The sequence below is a fragment of the Hyalangium minutum genome, assembly GCF_000737315.1.
Classification (GTDB): domain Bacteria; phylum Myxococcota; class Myxococcia; order Myxococcales; family Myxococcaceae; genus Hyalangium; species Hyalangium minutum.
In genome coordinates this window covers 16,625-35,364 of sequence record NZ_JMCB01000021.1, presented here as the reverse complement: position 1 = coordinate 35,364, position 18,740 = coordinate 16,625, and the positions used below count along the sequence as shown (strand labels likewise).

Genomic DNA, 18,740 nt, shown 5'->3' with positions numbered 1-18,740 from the left:
CTTCAGCCCGTCTTCTTCTCGCGGGCGCCGCGCGCCTTGGCGTGGGCCTTGTCGAAGCCCTCGTAGAAGCGCACGGCCTGCTCGCCCACCGACTGGATGTGCTGGTTGTTGAGGTAGGCGGTGATGGGCGCGGCCACCAGAGGCATGGCCCGGCCCAGCGTGGGCAGGCCCCCCTTCACCAGCAGCTTCGCCGCCAGCCCGCTGAGCACCTTCGGGCTGGAGCGCTGCATCGGACCCAGCCCATTGGCGTAGCCAAACAAGTCCAGCAGCTCGCCCCGGGTGCGCTCGCTCTTGAGGTTCACCTTGTAGAGCGTGGCCACGTCCACCAGGAGGATGATCTGCAGCCACGACATGAAGACGAGGTCAGCGGGCACGGAGATGAGGCCGAACACGCCGCTGATGCCGCCGGCCATGCTGGCCAGCCCCTTTTTCCCGTCGATGAGGTGCTGGGCCAGCTCCTTGGGGCCCGCCGAGGGGAAGCGCTTCTCCAAGTCAGTGATGCGCTGGCGCGAGCGGGCGATCTCCTGCAGGACGATGTCCGACAGCTTGGCGCTCGCCAGCTTCTTCGCCTCGGCGGGAGTAAAGCTCTTGAGCGCGCTGAGGCGCTCGACGAAGTCATCGTAGAAGGCCATGGTTCTCTAATAACCCCGCTCGGCCAGATACAGGTCCACCAAGGCGCCTTCCTCGTACCAGGCGTGGCGCATCTCCGAGTTGAACCAGCGCGAGTCCGGCTTGGCGCTGCGGATCTCCAGCTTCACCCCGTTGGGGCCCGTGTCGATGACGGCCGCGCGGGCCTTGCAACTCGGCCCCACGTCGTCTCCGTAACCGCCCTCCAGGCACACCTCATCTCCCACAGCCAGGCGCCGGGTGTACTCGGTGCCCAGGTAGCGAGCGTCCTCGCAGCTCGCGCCCGCCGCGGACTTCTTGTGGGAGGAGCAGCGGTCCACCGGAGGCGCCTTGACGTAGGGGACCTGGCTGCCGAAGAGCGTGTCCTCGTCCTGAGGGTTGGGCCGGGTCTCGATGCGAGAGCAGCCCACCACCGAGAGCATCAGGCCGCTCACCACCCACATCCTCTTCATCGTGTCGTCCCTCCAGGGCTCGTGCCGCACATGGCGCGGGGAGGCCCCGAGCATGGCAGAGCGCGAGCCGGAGGGTAAAGGGCGCAAGGCCCGTCGCGTCAGAAGCTCAGCGCTTGAACTGCAGCAGCTGGCCAATGTTGAGCGGGACGTTGCCGCTGCCGGAGGTGAGGCGCCCGCTCAGGTTGACCTGGGCGTTGCCCGAGCGCAGCGCGGTGGCGGCCGAGGCGGCGCGGGCGAAGTTGATCTGCAGCGGGAGCGTCACCTGGCGGGTGCCGCCGCCGTCGAGCATGCCCAGGTCGCCCGTGGAGAGGGTGCCCACGCTGGCGCCGGCCACCTTGAGGTCTCCGGCGAGGCCGGCCACGGGCAGCGGGAAGCTGTTGCGGTTGGTGATGTTGAGGGGGAACTCCACCGTGGCTCCGCTGATGGAGAGGTTGGTGATGCGGGGAGCCTCGAACTGGACGTTGGGAATCTTGGGGACCTCGAAGGTGCCCTCCTTCTCCAGGGGAAAGGAGAGGACGCCGATGGGGGTGTTGATGCCCACGCTGCCCTGAACCTTGAAGAGGGCCTGGTCCTTGTTGAGGAACGTCTCCACCACGGGGACGATGTCCGCGAACTTCACGTTGGCGGGGAAGACGAGCTCGCTGCTGTCATGCGCCTTGAGGTTGAGTCCGTTGCGAGGGGCGCCGGCCACCACCTGCTTGCCCTCGACGAAGAAGGCGTAGTCCACCTTGGCGAGCGACAGGCCGAAGGTGTTGGGGTTGCGCACCTCGTAGACGACGTCCACGGTGGCGTCCGAGAGCGAGGCGCTGGACAGGCGCGCGGTCTTGAAGGTGACGGTGGGTTTCTTGAAGAGCTTCTTGAGCGTGGCGCAGCCGGTGAGGGTGACGAGCGACAGGGACAGGAGCAGGAAGAGCGTTCGTTTCATGGTGGGCCAGGGCTTAGCAGTGGTAAGTCCAGGTGGCTAATGATGGAGGATGCGCGTGCCTGGCGAAACCCCCAACCCTGTCCCACGCCTCGTCCTGCTCCTGGTGTCCGTGGGGGTGTTCGCGGCGGCGTGCAGCCGGAGTCCATCGGAGCCGTCCGCGCCCAAGGTGGCGCTGAGCTCCTGCCGCGTCGAGGGCATTGAGTACCAGACCCTGTGCGGCACCTATGAAGTCTTCGAGGACCGGGTGGCGAAGCAGGGGCGGAAGATTCCTCTGCGCGTGGTGGTAGTGCCCGCACTGGCAGCCTCGGCGGAGCCGGATCCGCTGGTGCTGCTGGCGGGAGGCCCGGGGCAGGCGGCCTCGAAGGTGACGATCTTGCAGATGGTGGACCGCATCCACCGCAACCGAGACATCTTGTTGGTGGACCAACGGGGTACGGGCGGCTCGGGAGCGCTGAAGTGCGCACCGGATCCCGAGGACAGCGGGCTTGCGGAGAAGTTCGATGACGCATTCCGCGAGGAGGACTTCCAGAAGTGCCTGAAGGGCTATGACGCGGACCCGCGCCTCTACACCACGCCCATCGCCATGGAGGACCTGGATGAGGTGCGCGAGGCGCTGGGCTACGAGAAGCTGAACCTGTGGGGGGTGTCGTACGGGACGCGTGCTGCGCTGGTGTACATGCGGCAGCACCCGGACCGGGTGCGCTCGGCGATCCTCGATGGCGTGGCGCCCATGAGCCTGTACCTGCCGCTCTACATGCCGAGGGACGGGCAGCGGGCGTTGGATTTGCTCTTCGAGCACTGTGAGAAGGACGTGAACTGCGCCCAGGCGTTCCCCGACCTGAAGAAGCGGGTGGAGGCGCTGCTGGAGCGGATGGCGCAGGCGCCGGAGAAGGTGCAGGTGAAGCACCCGCTGACGGGGGTTCCGGAGGAGTTCACTCTGTCCCGGCACGCGTTCCTGCAGATGATGTTCGGCCAGCTCTACTCGCCGGAGATCGCCACGCTGGTGCCGCTGATGCTGGACCGGGCGACGAAGGGCGACTGGGCGCCGTTCATCGCGCTGAGCCAGGGAATCTCAGGCGGGATGAGCGATACGATCAGCCACGGCATGTTCTTCTCGGTGGTCTGCGCGGAGGACGCGCCCTTCATCACCGACGAGGCGATTGTGCGTGAGGCAAAGGGCACGTGGTTCGGTGCGCAGCAGATCCGCAACATTCTCGAGCCCTGCAAGGTATGGCCGAAGGGCACGGTGCCCGAGGGATATCGGGATCCCGTAACGTCCTCGGTGCCCACGCTGTTGCTGTCCGGCGAGCTGGATCCGGTGACGCCGCCCTCGTGGGGCGAGGAGGCGAAGAAGACGCTGAGCCACAGCCTGCATGTGGTGGTGCCGGGAGTGGGGCACAACACGGCGGTGCTGGGCTGTGTGCAGTCGTTGATGGCGGACTTCGTGAAGCAGGGCACCGTGGATGGGCTGAAGTCCACCTGCGCCTCGGACCTGACGCGCCCGCCGTTCTTCACGTCCTTCGCAGGCCCGGTGCCGTGATGGGAACACTCCAATGATTGAAGTGCGCAACCTGCACAAGCGCTTCGGCGCGGTGACGGCGGTGGAGGACGTGTCCTTCTCTGCGGCGGACGGTGTCGTCACCGGCCTGCTCGGCCCCAATGGCGCCGGGAAGACGACGACGCTTCGCATGCTCTACACGCTCGTCCGGCCCGACCGGGGCGCCGCCCGCATCGACGGCCTGGACGTGGCCGAGAAGCCCCTGGAGGTGCGCCGCGCCATCGGCGTGCTGCCGGACGCCCGCGGCCTCTACCCGCGCCTCACGGCCCGTGAGCACGCGCGCTACGCCGGAGAGCTTCATGGGCTGTCCGGCTCGCTCCTGGACAAGCGCGTGGCCGAGCTGATCGAGCTGCTGGACATGAAGGACATCGCCGACCGGCGCGCCGAGGGCTTCAGCCAGGGCGAGCGCATGAAGGTGGCCCTGGCCCGCGCGCTCGTGCACAACCCGCGCAACGTGCTGCTGGACGAGCCCACCAACGGGCTCGACGTCATGAGCACCCGCGCCGTGCGCACTCTCATCCGCCGCCTCAAGGAGCAGGGCCACTGCATCCTCTTCTCCAGCCACGTCATGCAGGAGGTGGGCGCGCTGTGTGACCGCATCGTCGTCGTGGCCCGGGGCCGCGTGGTCGCAGAGGGCACTCCGGACGAGCTGCGCGCCCGCACCGGCAAGGAGAGCCTCGAGGAGGCCTTCGTGTCCGTCATCGGAACTGACCAGGGGTTGATGCAATGAGGAAGCTCATCGGCACCGTCTTCCGCAAGGAGATGAAGGACCACCTCCGGGATCGGCGCTCGGTGACGAGCGCGCTCGCCGGCCCCCTCATTGGCCCCGTCATCTTCGCCGTCATGTTCACGGTGATGGCCTCGTGGTTCCGTGAGGGCAAGCCACTCGAGGTCTCCATCATCGGCCGCGAGAACGCTCCCAGCCTCATGGCCTTCCTCCAGAGGCAGGGCGCCACCCTCGCGGACGCGCCCGCGGACTACGAGGCGCAGATTCAGGCCGGCAAGCTGGACGCCGTGCTCATCATCCCCTCGGACTACGGCAAGGACTTCTCCTCCGGGCACACCGCCTCGGTGCAGCTCGTGGTGGACAACTCGCGCAACCAGGCCCGCTCCACCGTTCGTCGCCTCACCAGCCTGCTCCAGGGCTACTCGGGCATGTTGGGCGCTGAGCGTCTCTTCGCCCGAGGCGTGGCCCCCGAGCTGGCCACCCCCGTCCGCGTGGACGAGGTGGACCTGGCCACTCCCGAGCGCATGGCCGCGAACGTTCTCAACATCATCCCCATCTTCCTCGTGTTCGCCGCCTTCATGGGCGGGATGAACGTGGCCATCGACGCCATGGCCGGTGAGCGCGAGCGCGGCTCGCTGGAGCCCCTGCTCCTCAACCCTGTGCATCGCGGCGCCGTGGTGACGGGCAAGTGGCTCACCACCGTGGTGCTTGCGTGCGTGGCCATCGGCGTGTGCCTCGGGGCCTTCCTCCTCGCCGTCAAGAGCGTGCCCCTGCAGGACCTGGGCGTGAAGGCGCGCTTCGACGCCGCCGCCGTGCTGGGCATGTTGGCCACCGTGGTGCCGTTGGCCTTCTTCGCCTCGGCGGGACAGATGCTGGTGTCCACCTACGCTCGCTCCTTCAAGGAAGCGCAGACCTATATCCAGCTCCTGCTGCTGCTGCCCATGCTCCCCGGCATGCTGCTGGCCGTCTCTCCCATCCAGAGCCAGCTGTGGATGTACATCGTCCCCGTCTTCGGCCAGCAGCTCCTCATTGGCGAGGTGATGCGAGGCCAGGCCGTGGGGCCCATCCCGTTCCTCCTGGGAGTCGTTGGCTGCGCCGCCGCGGCGGCCGGCTGCCTCATGCTCACCACGCGCCTCCTGGCCGAAGAGCGCATCATCTTCGGCCGGGCGTGACGCGGTGCGTTCAGTCCATTTGACGCGGAGTGCGGGCGAAGACTTCCGTTTGGCGGCGGATGGTGTGAGTCTGCGCGGTATGCGGACGAGCCCGTTGACGCCGCCTCCCCTGGCCGTCGAGCCCATGACGCGAGCGATCCTCTTCGAGGGATTGTTCGTGCATGGGCTGCCGCGCAACGAGCGCTTCGAGGCGGAGATGCGCGAGGCTGGCTTCGATCGGGACGACTTGCTGCCGCAGTACCCGCTGAAGCTGTTCCGGCAGTGCCTGGACATCGCCTGCAAGCACTTCTACCCGGGGCTCACGGTGGAGGAGGGGCGGCGGCGGCTCGGGCAGCAGTTCGTGCAGGGCTTCGGGCAGACGGTGCTGGGCCGTGTGGTGTCCGTGAGCGTGCCGCTGCTGGGGCCCGCGCGCTTCCTCAAGAAGTTTCCGGAGCACCTGCGGTTCGACTCCTCGCCCATCGTCGTGAACGCCGTGCAGGTCTCCGAGCGCCAGTTCCGCATGGAGTTCCGCACCGGCGTGGGCCTGTCGCCCTACTTCCTCTGTGGCTTGCTCGAGGAGGCGCTGCGGATGGCGCGCGTCACCCCGGTCATCCGCGTGGCCCCGACGTCGCCGATCAGTTTCGATCTGCACATCACCTGGTAGCCCCGAGGGGCCGGTTTGTCCGGGATCGATCCTCGCAGGTCGGGTTCCGTGGCGGGCGCGGAGCCAACCCAGCACAATGCGAGGGATGAGACCCGAGCGAGAGATGTCCCTCCTCCCCCCCGTGCCGCAGTCCGTGGCGACGACGCAAGGTGAGCCGTGCTTTGGGAAGTACCAGGGCGAGCTACCCGAGGTGGACCTGGGCCGGCTCCGAGGCCGCTGGGCGCTCGCCGTGGCCGCCCGCCTGCTCAAGCGCAAGCGCTGGCTCTACACCTTCGCCGCGACCCCCGAGGTTGCGGCCCTCTTCGCCGTGGTGGACCTGGGCTACACCTCGAGCGCCTTCGCTGTCGCGGTGGATCTCCAGGAGCGCCGGCCGCTCTGTGACGTGAGCTTCCTGGGCGCACCCGGCCCATGGGTGGAGGTGAGCGACCGGCCAGGTGCCGGGCTGACCGCCTCCTTCCGGACGCTGGGAGGCCGGCTGTCCGCGCGCCGGGGCGAGGACGACGAGCGCTACCAGCTCGAGGTGGACGTGAGCCGCGTGAGGACCGGGAGCCTCCAGACCTTCCAGTGGCGCGGCGAGCTGCTGGTGGCCGGTGGGCCTCCGGCGCTCACGCTGATTGCGCCCGTGGAGGGCGACGGGCTGGTGAACGTGACGCAGAAGCGCGGCGGGCTGCTGGCGCTGGGGAGCCTGGAGGTGGGCGGCAAGCACTTCCGGCTGGACGGGGGCGTGGGCGGCCTGGACTACACGCAGGGCTACCTGGCGCGGCATACCGCGTGGCGGTGGGCCTTCGCCGCGGGCCGGCTGGCGGATGGCACGCCCACCGGCTTCAACTTCGCTGAGGGCTTCAACGAGAAGGACGGACACAACGAGAGCGGCTTCTGGGTGGGGGATCGGCTCTACCCGCTGGCGCCCGCGCGCTTCGAGTACGACCCGAAGGAGCTGCTCGATCCATGGCGGGTGACGACGGTGGATGGCGCGGTGGACCTGCGCTTCAAGCCCATCTACGTCCACCGGGATGAGAAGGACCTGCGGCTGGTGGTGAGCCACTTCGCGCAGCCCGTGGGCCTCTTCGAGGGCACGGTGAAGGCGGGGGGCCGCACGTACACCCTGTCGAACGTGCCCGGAGTGACCGAGGAACAGGACATGATCTGGTGAGCCTACCCGCGGGGGCAGCTACGAGCCCGGCGCGGGCCCTGCTAGGCTTGGGGGCCGATCTTGTCCTCCCTCTCGTCTGGCACTGTCGTTGGCAGGTACCGCGTCGCTCGCCTGATTGCCCAGGGCGGGATGGCCGAGGTGTACCGTGCGGAGCAGACGCTCACCGGAGGCATCTCCCGTCCGGTGGCGCTCAAGGTCATCCGGCCGGAGTATTCGGAGTCGGCGGACTTCCGGGAGATGTTCCTGGACGAGGCCCGCACGGCCTGCACGCTGAACCACCCCAACATCGCCCACATCTATGAAGTCGGCGAGGTGGACGGCCTGCTCTACATGGCCATGGAGCTGGTGACGGGCGCGCCGTTGTCCACGGTGGCGCGGACGCTGCACTCGCGCGGCGAGCGGCTCACGGATGAGGGACTGCTGGCGGTGGGCATCTTCACCTGCGCGGCGCTGGAGGCCGTGCATGCGCACCAGGAGCTGGTGCACCGGGATGTGTCGCCGCAGAACATCCTGCTGGCGCCCAACGGGACGCTGAAGCTCATCGACTTCGGCATTGCGCAGGCGGCCACCAACCGCAACCTGACGCAGGTGGGGACGACGAAGGGCAAGGCGGGCTACTTCTCTCCCGAGCAGGCCATGGGGAAGAAGCTGGATGGGCGCAGTGACTTGTTCTCGCTGGGCATCACCCTGTACCAGCTGGCTGCGGGCACCACGCCGCTGGACGTGAACAGCAACGTCACCGAGCGCCACTCCGCGCTGGTGAAGGGCAAGTGGGAGCCGCTGGAGCGCGTGTGCCCCGGTCTGCCGCGAGGCTTCTACGCGGTCGTGGGCCGCTCCCTGCAGGTGAAGCCCGAGGACCGGTACCCCGACGCGGCCGCCATGCGCGAGGACCTGGAGGCGGCGGCGCTTGGAGCGGGGCTGGCCGTGGGCCCGTCATCGCTCGCGGGGTACGTGCAGGAGCAGTCCGGCGCGTTCTCGGTCATCCCCACGGGGGTGAAGCGGCCGCGCGGCTCGCTGGTGGGCGTGCCCAACACGCCCTCGCGGCCGAGAGAGCCGGCGTTCTTGCAGAAGCAGCCGGTGAGGGCCGCACTCGGGGTGGTGACGGCGCTGGCGCTCGTGGGAGGAGGGCTGGTGGTGTGGAAGGGGCTGCAGCGCCCCAAGCCGGTGCCGCACCCGGTGACGGAGGTGACGCCTCCCACTCCACCGAGCACTCCGCCGAAGGTGGCGGTCGCGGAGGCGGCTCCGCGCGACTCGGTGCCTCCCGAGGTGAAGGCCTCGCCAAGCAGCGCGCCGTCTCTCAGTGAGGACGAGGTGGTGCCTGTTCCCAAGCCGGGCCGTGAGCGGACGCGCCGGGAGACCCGCCGTCCGTCTCCCGCCTCGGCGCCCACGCCTTCAGTGACGGCGAAGACTCCCGCGCCCGCGCCCGAGGAGGTACTGACGGGCGAGGGCGTCCTCCGCATCAAGGCGACGACAGGCACCGCCGTGGAGGTGAAGCTGCCGGGCCGCGGACGTGAGGCGCTGCCGATCTCGATTCAGCGCATGGCAGCGGGGACGCACACGGCCGAGTTCTTCATCAGCGGCGGCACTACCGCCCGCTGCGTCGTGAAGGTGAGGCCCGACCGGCGCACGGTCGTCACGTTCGATGGGAAGAGCTGCGCGGTGGAGTACCTGTAGGCGCGGGCCGTGAGCGGTGGGCCGCGTGGGGCCTACTCGGTCCGCAGGGCCTCCAAGGGGTTCAGCCGGGAGGCTCTCCAGGCGGGGCATCATGGCGGCGAGCGCGAGCGGACGGCCGAGTGGCGCCGAGGAAGAGAAGGCCTGTGGGGCCGCCTGGCTACGGGCGAGCCCCTCGGAGGCGGCGGTTCTCGGCTTCCAGCTCGGCGATGCGATTCTCCAGCCGCTGGAGCGCCTGCGCCACCTCGGCGGCATCGAGCTTCTGCGGGAGGTGCTTTGGGCAGTTCACGTCCCAAGCGCTCACCGTGATGAGGACCACCTGCTCGGGGCGCGCCCGGTATTCAGCGGGAGCGAGCTGGGCCAATAGCTCGTCCGTCGCGGGGACGGTCCGCGCCGTGCCCCAGACCTTGACGCGGCGCTGGCGCGCGTAGTCGATGAGGAAGAGACAGACCCGATTGTTCTCGGACAGGTTGCCCGTCGAGATGTACTGGCGGTTGCCCACGAAATCGACGAACCCGAGCGTGTGGCTGTCGAGCCCCCGGATGAAGCCTCGGGGACCGCCTCGGTGCTGGATGTACGGCTGCCCCTCGGCGCTCGCGGTGGCCAGGAACCCTGTGTCTATCTGCGCGAGGAACGCGCGCAGGCTCTCCGTCACCTCGGTCTCGAAGCCACCGTCGCGCTCCATCCGGGAGTACGCGGCCCGGGAGCCGCGCTCGCTCTGCACCTGCTTCACCGCCGGGGAGAAGGCCACATCGCTCGAAGGGGGATTCATCGGAAAGAACCTCCAGGTATCCGGCGGCTCGGGGGAGTCCGCTCTGGAGACCAAGGTACGGAGTTCCCACTTCGACAACAATGGCGCGCCCGTGGTAACAGTATTCCAGGGAGTGGAATAATGGATCGAGTCGAGGAGTGGCGCCTCTTCGTGTCCGTCGCGAGCTTGGGGAGCTTCATCGAGGCGGCCCGTGCCCATTCGCGCTCCCCTCAGAGCGTCACCCGGGCCATCGCCGCGCTGGAGAATCGGCTGGGCACGCGCTTGCTGAACCGGACCACTCGCTCTGTCTCGCTCACGGGGGAAGGCGAGCGCTACCTTGAGCGCAGCCGCCGTGCGCTGGGGGAGTTCGATCTCCTCGAAGCACCCTCGGACGCTCGGACCGAGCTGCGCGGCATGCTGTCCGTGACGGCGTCGGTGCTGTTCGGACAGCTCCACCTCGTGCCGGTGGTGGCCGAGTTCCTGGAGGCCCATCCCCAGCTGGACCTGAGGCTCACCCTGCTGGATCGCGTGGTCTCGCTGGCCGAGGAGGGCATGGACTTGGGCGTGCGGATCGGGGCGCTTCCTGACTCGGCGCTGCGGGCCCGCCTCGTCGGCCACGTGCGCTCGGTCATTTGCGCGAGCCCGGCGTACTTGAAGCGCGCGGGCGTGCCGAAGGATCCGGAGGCGCTGGCCAGCCACGCGTGCATTGTGTTCACGAACACGACGCCCATCGCGGACCGGTGGTCCTTCCCGAGCGGTGGGAAGCGGGAGCGGAGCGTCGCCGTGCACGCACGGCTGATCGTCAACACGGCGCAAGCGGGCATCGAAGCCGCGCTGGCCGGAGTGGGGCTGGTGCGGGTCCTCTCCTATCAGGTGGACTCGCTGCTCGCGGACAAGCGGCTTCGCGTGGTGCTCGAGCTGTTCGAGCCAGAGCCGGTTCCGGTGCACCTCGTGCACCTGCCCGGTCCCCAGAGCCGGGCGGCGGCGGCCTTCCTAGAGTTCGCGGCCGAGCGGCTGCGGAAGAGGCTCGGCTCGCGGACCTAGGGATTGCCCTCTTGGCCGAAGGAGCGCAGCAACTTCACCAGCTCGGAGACGACCTCGGGCTTCTCGGTGAGGTCTGGGTTGCCCGGCATGCTCGGCGACTTCCCCATGGCGGCGCCGCCCATGAGGATGGTCAGGGCAATGCGCTCATCCGTGACGGACTTCTGCCACTCGGGGTCACGATAGTTCCGGGGCTTCGGGTTCAGCGCTGCGGCGGAGGGACCGTTGCCGCGGCCCTCGGCACCGTGGCAGGGGACGCACCGCTGGGTGAAGGCCACACGGGCCTCCTCGGCGGCGCTGGCATACGTGGGGGCGGCCACAGGCGCGGCGGTGGGCACCGCTGCCGGACCGGGAGCCAGGATGTCCGAGCCCTGAGCGACCCACGCCCCGAGCTGCTTGCGCTCCTCCTCGGTCATGGCGGTCATGTTCCCGAGCGGCATCGTATGGGTCTGTACCGCGCGCACGAAGATGCGCTGGGCATGGGCCTTCAGGCGCTCGGGGGTGTCGAGCATCACGCCCAGGGGCGGTGCGGTGAAGGACGGGTTGGTGGGCTTCTCGGCGTGGCACGTCACGCAGCGCGTCTGGACGATGGTCTGCGCCGTGGCGAACGAGACCTTGGGGCCCGCGGCGAGCGCGGAGTCGATCTCGACGGACTTCGGGGCAGTGATGGCCGCGACGGTGACGATGGCGCCCACCGTGCCGGCGAACACCACCGGGTGAGTCTGGGCGCGGAAGTTCATGATGTACTTCACGCCAGCGCCCGCGAGGAACAGCAGGGCGAGAATGGCCCACGGCTCCGGGTGCCCGTAGAGCACCGGGAAGTGGTTGGACAGCATGGTGAACAGCACGGGCAGCGTCAGGTAGTGGTTGTGCGTCGAGCGCAGCTTGGCGCGGGCGCCGTACGAGGTATCGACCGGGCGGCCCTCCCGCGTGGCGGCCAGCATCTCCTGCTGGGCGGGGATGATGATGCGGAAGACGTTGGAGGCCATGATGGTGCCGAGCATGGCTCCCACCTGGAGGAAGGCGGCGCGCGGAGTGAAGACCTGGGTGATGCCGTAGGCGGCGGCGGTGATGAGGACGAAGCCCACGGCGCCGAACGCGCGGTTGTCGCGGATGAGGGGCGTGTGGCAGAGCCCGGTGTAGACGATGAAGCCCGCGATGATGAGGCCGAGGCTGATGTGGACGGCCTGCCCATGAGACAGGGGCGAGCTCGCGTCGGTGAGCATCGCGCGGTCGCCCATGTAGTAGACGATGATGAGCAGCAGGAAGCCGGTGATCCAGGTGGAGTAGGACTCCCACTTGAAGAAGTGGAGCGGGGTCGGCAGGGCCTGGAGGCTCTTGCGCTTGACGACCTCGTAGAAGCCGCCGCTGTGAGCCATCCACAGCTCGCCGACGACCTCACCCTCGAGGGGGCGGCCGGGCTTGCGCAGCTGGCTGTCCAGCCACATGAAGAGGAACGAGTCGCCGATCCACATGATGGCGGCAATCACGTGGGCCCAGCGGACAACGAGGTTCAGCCATTCCTGGACGACGGGGTTCATCAGGTCTCGGCTCGGAGAGCGGCGGAGCGCGCGGGAGCGCGGCGCGGGCAAAGGACGATAGAGGAGGAGGGCCCTCGGGACAACATGCCCGCCTAAGCGTGTGTTGCGCGGGTGGACTCGGTTTTGCGTCGGCCCTCGAGGATCTTCAGGAACGAGCGGCTGCGCAGCTCCTCCAGCGAGAGCCCCGTCGCCAGGGCCTCTTCCTCGGTGATGGCGCCGCAGGCAATGCCGCGCAGGAATGAGTTCAGCAGCCCCTGGCCCGTGGCTGCGTCGTCGAACACGTCCCCGAGCAGCGTCGCCTGGGCTGCCTTCTCCATGAAGCTCTTGAGCCGGCGCGAGGCCGCATCCAGGCCTTCCAGGAAGAACGCGTACACCGCCGCGTAGCGCACCGGCAGCTGCGCCGGGTGCAGGTCCCACCCCTGGTAGTAGCCCAGCTCCAGCGAGTGCCGCGTGTGCTCGTACGCCAGCCGCCATGCGCGGTGCACCGTCTCGCGGTTCTCCTGCTGCTGCGCCTCGGTGAGCACGCGCCCTCCGTCGCGCTTGTGCGGCCCCACGGGCATGACGTTGGTGGCTCCATCCGAGAGCGCCACCCCTGTCCCCGCCAGCGACACCTGCGCCACGTGGCGCGCGAAGTCGCAGGCCGGGTGCATCATGCTCTGGTACGCCGCCGTGATGTTGAGCGTGGCCGTGTAGTCATACACGCCCAGGTGCGCCCCCACGCAGCGCCCCTCGGCCGCCGCCACCAGCGATGGCAGCGCCAGCCGTCCCTGCCGGTCGAACAGGGACTGCGGCGTCTCCACCATCAGCTCCAGCTTCAGCGTGCCCGGCGCCAGACCCTTGTCCTGCTCCAGCACCTCCAGCATGCGCACCAGCGCCGTCACCTGCTCGGGCGAGAGGACCTTGGGCAGCGTGACGACGAAGTTCGCCGGTAACTTGCCGCCCGTGCGCTCCAGCAGCGTGGTGACGAACAGCTCCAGCGTGCGCGAGGCCCGCTCGAACAGCTCTTCCGTGAGCGACTTGATGCGGATGCCCACGAAGGGCGGAAGCAGACCCTCCGCCAGGCCCCGGGCCAGCTGCTCCGCGGCGGACACCGCGTGCCCGTCCTCCTCCGCGTCCGGCCGGTACCCGTACCCATCCTCGAAGTCGATGCGGAGGTCCTCCACCGGCTCGCGCTCGAGCTTGGCCACCACGCGCTCGTATACCCGCGTGGCCAACCCGTCGTGCTCCGGCAGGCTCAGGCACGTGGCCAACGTCTTCGCATCTGGGGCGTGCTCGCGCAGCGCCGCCAGCGCCAGCTGACCCATCTTCCGCGCCGTCTCCGCCTTGAAGAGCTGCGCCCCGCCGTACACCGTGTGCACGGGCTGGCGGCTCGGAGACTCCCCCGGGTACACCTGGGTGTACTCCTGGTTGGACTTCGTCAGCGCCGCACGCGCGGCCGGGATGCGGGAGGAGAGCTTCGGCGTCATCCCCCTTCAGCTACCACGGTACGTGGAGTAGCCGAAGGGACTCAGCAGCAGGGGCACGTGGTAGTGCTCACCCGCGGAGTGGATCTCGAACACCACGGAGACGTACGGATAGAAACCCCGCACCGAGTGCGTCCGGAAGTAGTCCGCCGTGTGGAACGTCATCCGGTACAGGCCGGGCTGCAGGTTCGTGCCCGGGGGCAGGAAGTCCTTCACGCGGCCATCCGAGTTGGTGGTGCCCTTGGACAGCTCGCGCCAGCCGCCGGTGCCGTCCTGGGCCTCCAGGGTGATGGGGACTCCGGCCGCCGGGCGGCCCCACTGCGTGTCGAGGACGTGGGTGGACAGGGTGCTCATGGCGAGGTGAGGAGCTTCTCCAATCGAAGGCGGGTGATTTGCGCCTGCTCGCCGGCTGCGATGCGCAGCTCTAGAGCCGGCGGGTTCGTCATGCGCTCGCGCAGGTGCTCGAGCATCTCCCGGGCGCTCTTGCCCGTGGCGCAGATGAGGAAGGTGAAGCCGAAGCGCGCCTCGTACTCGCGGTTGCCGTCTGCGAGCGCCTGAACCACATCCTCGGTGGCGCCCTCCATGCCCTTCTGCTCCTGTTCGGACCAGGCGCCGGAGGCCTTGAAGCGCTCGCGCAGCTTCTCCACGTCGCCGATGCGCGGGTGGTGAGAGATGGCTTCCTTCCAGTCCTCTGGCCCCGTTTGGGACCAGAGCCAACCGGCCTCCGCATACACGGAGGGCACGTCCTTGAAGGGACGCGCCCGCGCCATGGCGTCCGCCCAGCGGTGCGAGCCGCAGCACCGCAGGAGCTCCGCCTGGGCGTCCTCGAGGGACAGCCCATTGAGCCACTCGAGCTTGTTCACGCAGGACGCCCGTGGACCCGGAGCCGGCTGATGCCGCCGTCCGGGAAGATGTTCAGGCGCACGTGGGTGAAGGGCCCCTGGGCGCGCAGCTCGGACTCGTAGAAGTGCTGGTGGTGCGCCTGCAGCTTCGTGCGAGGGAGGATCTCCTGCCAGGCGATGTCCTTCGCGTTGGCGAAGTCGAGGATGTCTTCCTTCAGGAAGCACCCCTCGACCGAGGCCATGTCCGGGTAGTTGCCCTTGAAGTGGTTGGTGTCGAGCTCCAGCTTGTGCACCGTGCCCGGCACGGCCAGCTTGACGACGATCCAGTCGAAGCCCGGCACGCGCTTGCGGCGCGTCTCCCAGCCCTCGCCCATCGTCACGGCGCGTCCCGGGAGGATGAGGTTGTCCTTGGGCCCGAAGAACGCGTCATTCGTGGTGATGACGATGCCGCCGTTCTCCGCCGCCGCCAGGTCCACCAACTCGCCCGAGCGCAGCTTCGCCAGGTCCGGCTTCACCACGCCGTGCACGCGGAAGCGGGCCACGCCGCCGTCCGGGAAGATGTTGAGGCGCACGTGCGTGAAGCGCCGGTCGCTGGCCACGGGCAGGTAGTTCTGCGTGCCGCCCACCAGCTTCGTCTTCGGGACGATCTCCGTCCACGCCGCGCCCGTGAGCGACTCAGGGTCGGGCGAGCCCTCCACCTCCAGCCCGTCCACCGAGGCGTACTCGGGGAAGTTGCCGAGGAAATGGTGGGTGTCCACGTTCACGCCGCGGATGACGCCCGGCAGGCCCAACTGGAGGATGCACCAGTCGTAGCCCGGCACGCGCTTGCGGCGCGTCTCCCAGCCGTCCATCCACTTACCGAACTCGGTGTACTTGTCCGGGATGAACACGCCGCGGCCCGGCTTGAGCAGGTTCTCTTTGGGGGCGAAGAACTCGTCATTGGCGAGTAGGGCCTTGCCGCCCACCTTCTCGGCGGCCAAGTCAATGAGCTCGGCGAAGGCGACGCGCACCTTGCCTTCCTCGGGGGTCTGCATGCGGGAACTCCTCCTGCCAATACCTTACGCGAATGATCATGCCGCGCCAGGACGGCGCACCCACTGACCTGAAGGACGGGGTAAGGGTTGACCTCGTGAATAAACGGGAACCCCTCGAACCCACGAGCGCTCCACCACGCCCTGGAGTGCGCGCCCCGCGTACGGCGTGAGCTTGTGGCGGTGCAGCACGCCCGAGGGCTCCGGGGTGAAGGAGGCCTCCGGGTCGAACACGAGCAGATCCGCGTCCGCGCCAGGGGCCAGGGTGCCCTTCACGCCCTCCAGGCCGATGAGCCGGGCCGGGTTGCGGCACATCCACCGGACGAGCTCCTCCACTCCATGCCCGCGCTGGCGCATGCCCGTCCACACAGCAGGCAGGCTGAACTGGAGCGAGGCGATGCCGCCCCACGCCGCCGCGAAGTCTCCGCGGTCCAGGTGCTTGAGGGCCGGGGTGCACGGCGAGTGGTCCGACACCACCATGTCGATGTCGCCCTGGGCGAGCCCGGCCCAGAGCTTCTCGCGGTTCTCCGCCTCGCGGATGGGCGGGGCACACTTGAAGTGGGTGGCGCCGTCCGGAATGTGCTCCGCGTCGAAGGTGAGGTAGTGGGGGCACGTCTCCACGGTGAAGGGCAGGCCCTCCTTCTTCGCGGCCGAGATGTCCGCCAGCGCATCCGAGGAGGACAGGTGAACGATGTGGACGCGGCCCCGGTGCTTGCGGCACAGGTCGATCATCATCCGGATGGCGTCATCCTCCCAGCGGCGGGGGCGGGACTTCAGGTAGCTCTCGTAGGCGCGCGTGTCGCCCTGGGGTGGAGCCTCGTGCTCGGTGAGCTCCGCGTGGACGATGAGCGGCACGCCCCGCCGCGCGAGGATGGGCATGGCGCGCTCCAGGTCCTCGCGGGTGACGTGGGGGAACTCGTCCACGCCCGACTGGATGAGGAAGCACTTGAAGCCCGTCACTCCGGCGTCGACCATGCCCTCCAGCTCGCCCGCGTTGCCGGGGATGACGCCGCCCCAGAAGCCGTAGTCGATGGCGCAGCGGCCCTCGGCGGAGGCGGCCTTGATGCGCAGCGCCTCGCGCGACGTGGTGGCGGGGATGGAGTTGAGGGGCATGTCCACCACGGTGGTGATGCCCCCGGCGGCCGCCGCGCGCGTGGCCGTCTCGAAACCCTCCCACTCGGTGCGGCCGGGCTCGTTGATGTGTGCGTGGCAGTCCACCACGCCGGGCATCACCACGTGGTTGCCCACGTCCGTCACTGGCAGGCCCTGCGGCGCGCTCTGGGGCGGCACCACCGCCTCCACCTTTCCGTCCTTCACCACCACTGCGGCTTCCTGCACACCGCTGTCGGTGACGACGCGGCGGCTGGCCAGTACCCAGGGTCCTCCGTTCAAGGCTCGAGCTCCTTCGTGAGGGGATACGATCGAGGAAGCACGAGTGTAGTCAAATCACGTGCTTCTCGCGTCTGGACAACCTACTCGAGGGGGACGAGGTCCCCCTCGGCCGGGTCTGTTTACACCCCCCGTGTTTCCGGCGCTCGTCCAGCGCCGCTCAGGAGGGGGGATTGGGTGGAATCACGGGCAGCGTGTAGCGTGCGCGGCCTTTCCACCAGGGGGGGGAATCATGATCATCTTTGGGACTCGCGGCGTCACCTACAACCACGCCGAGGGCCGTTTTCACTGCCCGCGCTGCAGCGCGGAGCAGGGCTATCACCAGAAGCGCGTGCGGCGGTTCTTCACGCTCTACTTCATCCCGGCCATCCCGCTCGACCTGGTGGGCGAGTACGTGGACTGAGACACGTGCCGGAGCACGTGGGACTTGAAGGTGCTCGAGTACAACCCCGCGGCTGAGAAGAAGGCGTGCACGAGGAGGACCGGATGCGCGCGCTCCACTTCCCGGCGGCATTCGCGGCTTGGTCCCGCAAGGTGCCCGCGCTCCTGCCTCGATGGAGGCCATAGCAACCCCGGGCCAAAGCGGGCAGCATCGGCGGCATGAACCGGCGGGTATTCGTTGGCTTCGTCTTCATGGCTGGAGGGCTGCTGCTCGGAGCGTGCGCACACGCGCCCCAGCGCGACACTTCATTGCAGCCCATCATCGACGTGCACTTCCACGCCACGGGAGCGGAGGAGCAGGGCCCTCCCCCGCTCGCCATGTGCGTGTCGGGTGAGTCCCTTCCGGTATGGGATCCGCGCAAGCCGTGGGCAGAGCCGTTCACCGTGTGGCTCAAGCAGCCCACTTGCAGTGATCCGGTGTGGTCGCAGACGACAGACGAGGCAGTGATGCGCGAGAGCATCGAGGTGCTGCGGCGCTACAACATCACGGCCCTGACGAGCGGCGGCGCCGAGGGCCTTGTGGAGAAGTGGCATGCCGCCGAGCCCACCCGGATCGTGCCCACGCTGTACTTCAACCTGGCGGATCCGCAGCATCCTTCGGTGGAGACGGTACGGCAGTGGTTCAAGGAGGGGCGCTACAAGGCGCTCGCCGAGGTGACGAACCAGTACGGCGGCATCGAACCCAATGACCCGGCCTTCGAGCCCTACCTCGCGCTGGCCGAGGAGCTGGATGTGCCGGTGGGCATCCACATTGGGGCAGGGCCACCGGGAGCGCCATACCTGGGGTTCGAGAAGTACCGCGCCCGGATGCACTCGCCGCTGGCGCTCGAGGAGGTGCTCATGAAGCACCCCAAGCTGCGGATCTACGTCATGCACGCGGGCTGGCCGATGCTCGACGACATGCTCGCGGTGATGTGGGCGCATCCGCAGGTCTACGTGGACACGGGCGTCATCATCTATGCGCTGCCCAAGGCCGAGTTCTACCGGTACCTCCAGCGCCTCGTCGAAGCGGGGTTCGGGAACCGGGTCATGTTCGGGTCGGACCAGATGGTGTGGCCCGGTGTCGTCCCCAAGGCCCTCCAGCTCATCGAGCAGGCGCCGTTCCTGAGCGAGGCGCAGAAGCGCGACATCCTCTACAACAACGCCGCGCGGTTCCTGCGGATGGAGGGTGCGTCCGCGAAGTGACGTGTGCACTGCCGGATGTGCTCGCCGCTGCACACCGGTCTGCACAACCGCGCCCCTAACCCCGCATGCCGCCGTGCGTCAGCCGCTGGCCCGCTCGCTGCAATCTCCTCTGGCACACGGAGGAGAAC

19 protein-coding genes are annotated in these 18,740 nt (G+C 68.7%); 9 read left to right on the top strand and 10 right to left on the bottom strand.

The genetic code is table 11. The features are described from left to right. Positions 1-2: 2 nt before the first annotated feature. The 3 genes from DB31_RS37535 to DB31_RS37525 form a co-directional block, all read right to left on the bottom strand. Positions 3-632 (bottom strand): EcsC family protein, encoded by a 630-nt coding sequence (locus DB31_RS37535; protein ID WP_044197264.1) that lies wholly within the window; start codon positions 630-632, stop codon positions 3-5. 6 nt (positions 633-638) lie between these two features. Continuing rightward, positions 639-1,079 (bottom strand): hypothetical protein, encoded by a 441-nt coding sequence (locus tag DB31_RS37530; RefSeq protein ID WP_044197263.1) that lies wholly within the window; start codon positions 1,077-1,079, stop codon positions 639-641. Between the two features lie 106 nt (positions 1,080-1,185). Further along, positions 1,186-2,004, bottom strand: a complete 819-nt coding sequence (locus DB31_RS37525; RefSeq protein WP_044197261.1) for an LEA/WHy family protein — start codon at positions 2,002-2,004, stop codon at positions 1,186-1,188. Positions 2,005-2,059: 55 nt separating this feature from the next. Between DB31_RS37525 and DB31_RS37520 the strand changes: the two genes are divergently transcribed. The 6 genes from DB31_RS37520 (at position 2,060) to DB31_RS45605 (ending at position 8,931) form a co-directional block, all read left to right on the top strand. Next, positions 2,060-3,544: an alpha/beta hydrolase gene (locus DB31_RS37520; RefSeq protein WP_420806739.1), complete on the top strand. Its 1,485-nt coding sequence runs from the start codon at positions 2,060-2,062 to the stop codon at positions 3,542-3,544. Between the two features lie 13 nt (positions 3,545-3,557). Beyond that, positions 3,558-4,292 (top strand): ABC transporter ATP-binding protein, encoded by a 735-nt coding sequence (locus DB31_RS37515; RefSeq protein ID WP_044197257.1) that lies wholly within the window; start codon positions 3,558-3,560, stop codon positions 4,290-4,292. Then, positions 4,289-5,461, top strand: coding sequence for an ABC transporter permease (locus tag DB31_RS37510; protein WP_044197255.1), 1,173 nt, complete (start codon positions 4,289-4,291; stop codon positions 5,459-5,461). The genes DB31_RS37515 and DB31_RS37510 overlap by 4 nt, the downstream gene beginning before the upstream one ends. Before the next feature lie 124 nt (positions 5,462-5,585). Continuing rightward, positions 5,586-6,104, top strand: coding sequence for a DUF2378 family protein (locus tag DB31_RS47310; RefSeq protein WP_075306422.1), 519 nt, complete (start codon positions 5,586-5,588; stop codon positions 6,102-6,104). A gap of 85 nt (positions 6,105-6,189) precedes the next feature. Further along, on the top strand, positions 6,190-7,257 hold the full coding sequence (locus tag DB31_RS37500) for a DUF2804 domain-containing protein (protein ID WP_044197253.1): 1,068 nt from the start codon (positions 6,190-6,192) through the stop codon (positions 7,255-7,257). Between the two features lie 60 nt (positions 7,258-7,317). Next, the gene (locus DB31_RS45605) at positions 7,318-8,931 is read left to right on the top strand and encodes a serine/threonine protein kinase (protein ID WP_075306416.1); all 1,614 of its coding nucleotides are present in this window, start codon (positions 7,318-7,320) and stop codon (positions 8,929-8,931) included. A gap of 157 nt (positions 8,932-9,088) precedes the next feature. On the opposite strand, the gene DB31_RS37490 is transcribed toward DB31_RS45605, so the two are convergent. Next, on the bottom strand, positions 9,089-9,700 hold the full coding sequence (locus DB31_RS37490; protein ID WP_044197251.1) for a pyridoxamine 5'-phosphate oxidase family protein: 612 nt from the start codon (positions 9,698-9,700) through the stop codon (positions 9,089-9,091). A 120-nt stretch (positions 9,701-9,820) separates the two neighbouring features. Here DB31_RS37490 and DB31_RS37485 point away from each other — a divergent pair, with 120 nt between their 5' ends. Beyond that, entirely contained in the window at positions 9,821-10,723 is a 903-nt protein-coding gene (locus DB31_RS37485; RefSeq protein WP_044197248.1) for a LysR family transcriptional regulator, read from the top strand. Here DB31_RS37485 and DB31_RS37480 read toward each other — a convergent pair. The 6 genes from DB31_RS37480 to allB form a co-directional block, all read right to left on the bottom strand. Further along, positions 10,720-12,261 (bottom strand): urate hydroxylase PuuD, encoded by a 1,542-nt coding sequence (locus tag DB31_RS37480; RefSeq protein ID WP_052420558.1) that lies wholly within the window; start codon positions 12,259-12,261, stop codon positions 10,720-10,722. The genes DB31_RS37485 and DB31_RS37480 overlap by 4 nt on opposite strands. Before the next feature lie 92 nt (positions 12,262-12,353). Next, the gene (locus DB31_RS37475) at positions 12,354-13,727 is read right to left on the bottom strand and encodes a DUF6986 family protein (RefSeq protein ID WP_044197247.1); all 1,374 of its coding nucleotides are present in this window, start codon (positions 13,725-13,727) and stop codon (positions 12,354-12,356) included. Positions 13,728-13,733: 6 nt separating this feature from the next. Then, positions 13,734-14,078, bottom strand: coding sequence for a hydroxyisourate hydrolase (uraH, locus tag DB31_RS37470; RefSeq protein ID WP_044197245.1), 345 nt, complete (start codon positions 14,076-14,078; stop codon positions 13,734-13,736). After that, positions 14,075-14,587: a 2-oxo-4-hydroxy-4-carboxy-5-ureidoimidazoline decarboxylase gene (uraD, locus tag DB31_RS37465; protein ID WP_044197243.1), complete on the bottom strand. Its 513-nt coding sequence runs from the start codon at positions 14,585-14,587 to the stop codon at positions 14,075-14,077. The genes uraH and uraD overlap by 4 nt, the downstream gene beginning before the upstream one ends. Further along, a complete protein-coding gene (gene alc, locus DB31_RS37460; RefSeq protein WP_044197241.1) occupies positions 14,584-15,600 on the bottom strand; it encodes an allantoicase in 1,017 nt (338 codons plus the stop codon). The genes uraD and alc overlap by 4 nt, the downstream gene beginning before the upstream one ends. A gap of 36 nt (positions 15,601-15,636) precedes the next feature. Beyond that, a complete protein-coding gene (gene allB, locus DB31_RS37455) occupies positions 15,637-16,989 on the bottom strand; it encodes an allantoinase AllB (RefSeq protein ID WP_044197239.1) in 1,353 nt (450 codons plus the stop codon). 229 nt (positions 16,990-17,218) lie between these two features. On the opposite strand from allB, the gene DB31_RS49335 reads away from it, so the two are divergent. Both DB31_RS49335 and DB31_RS37450 read left to right on the top strand, forming a co-directional pair. Continuing rightward, positions 17,219-17,389: a hypothetical protein gene (locus DB31_RS49335; protein WP_157232362.1), complete on the top strand. Its 171-nt coding sequence runs from the start codon at positions 17,219-17,221 to the stop codon at positions 17,387-17,389. 197 nt (positions 17,390-17,586) lie between these two features. Further along, complete coding sequence (locus DB31_RS37450; protein WP_044197237.1) at positions 17,587-18,612, top strand: amidohydrolase family protein; 1,026 nt, start codon at positions 17,587-17,589, stop codon at positions 18,610-18,612. The last annotated feature ends 128 nt before the right edge of the window (positions 18,613-18,740 follow it).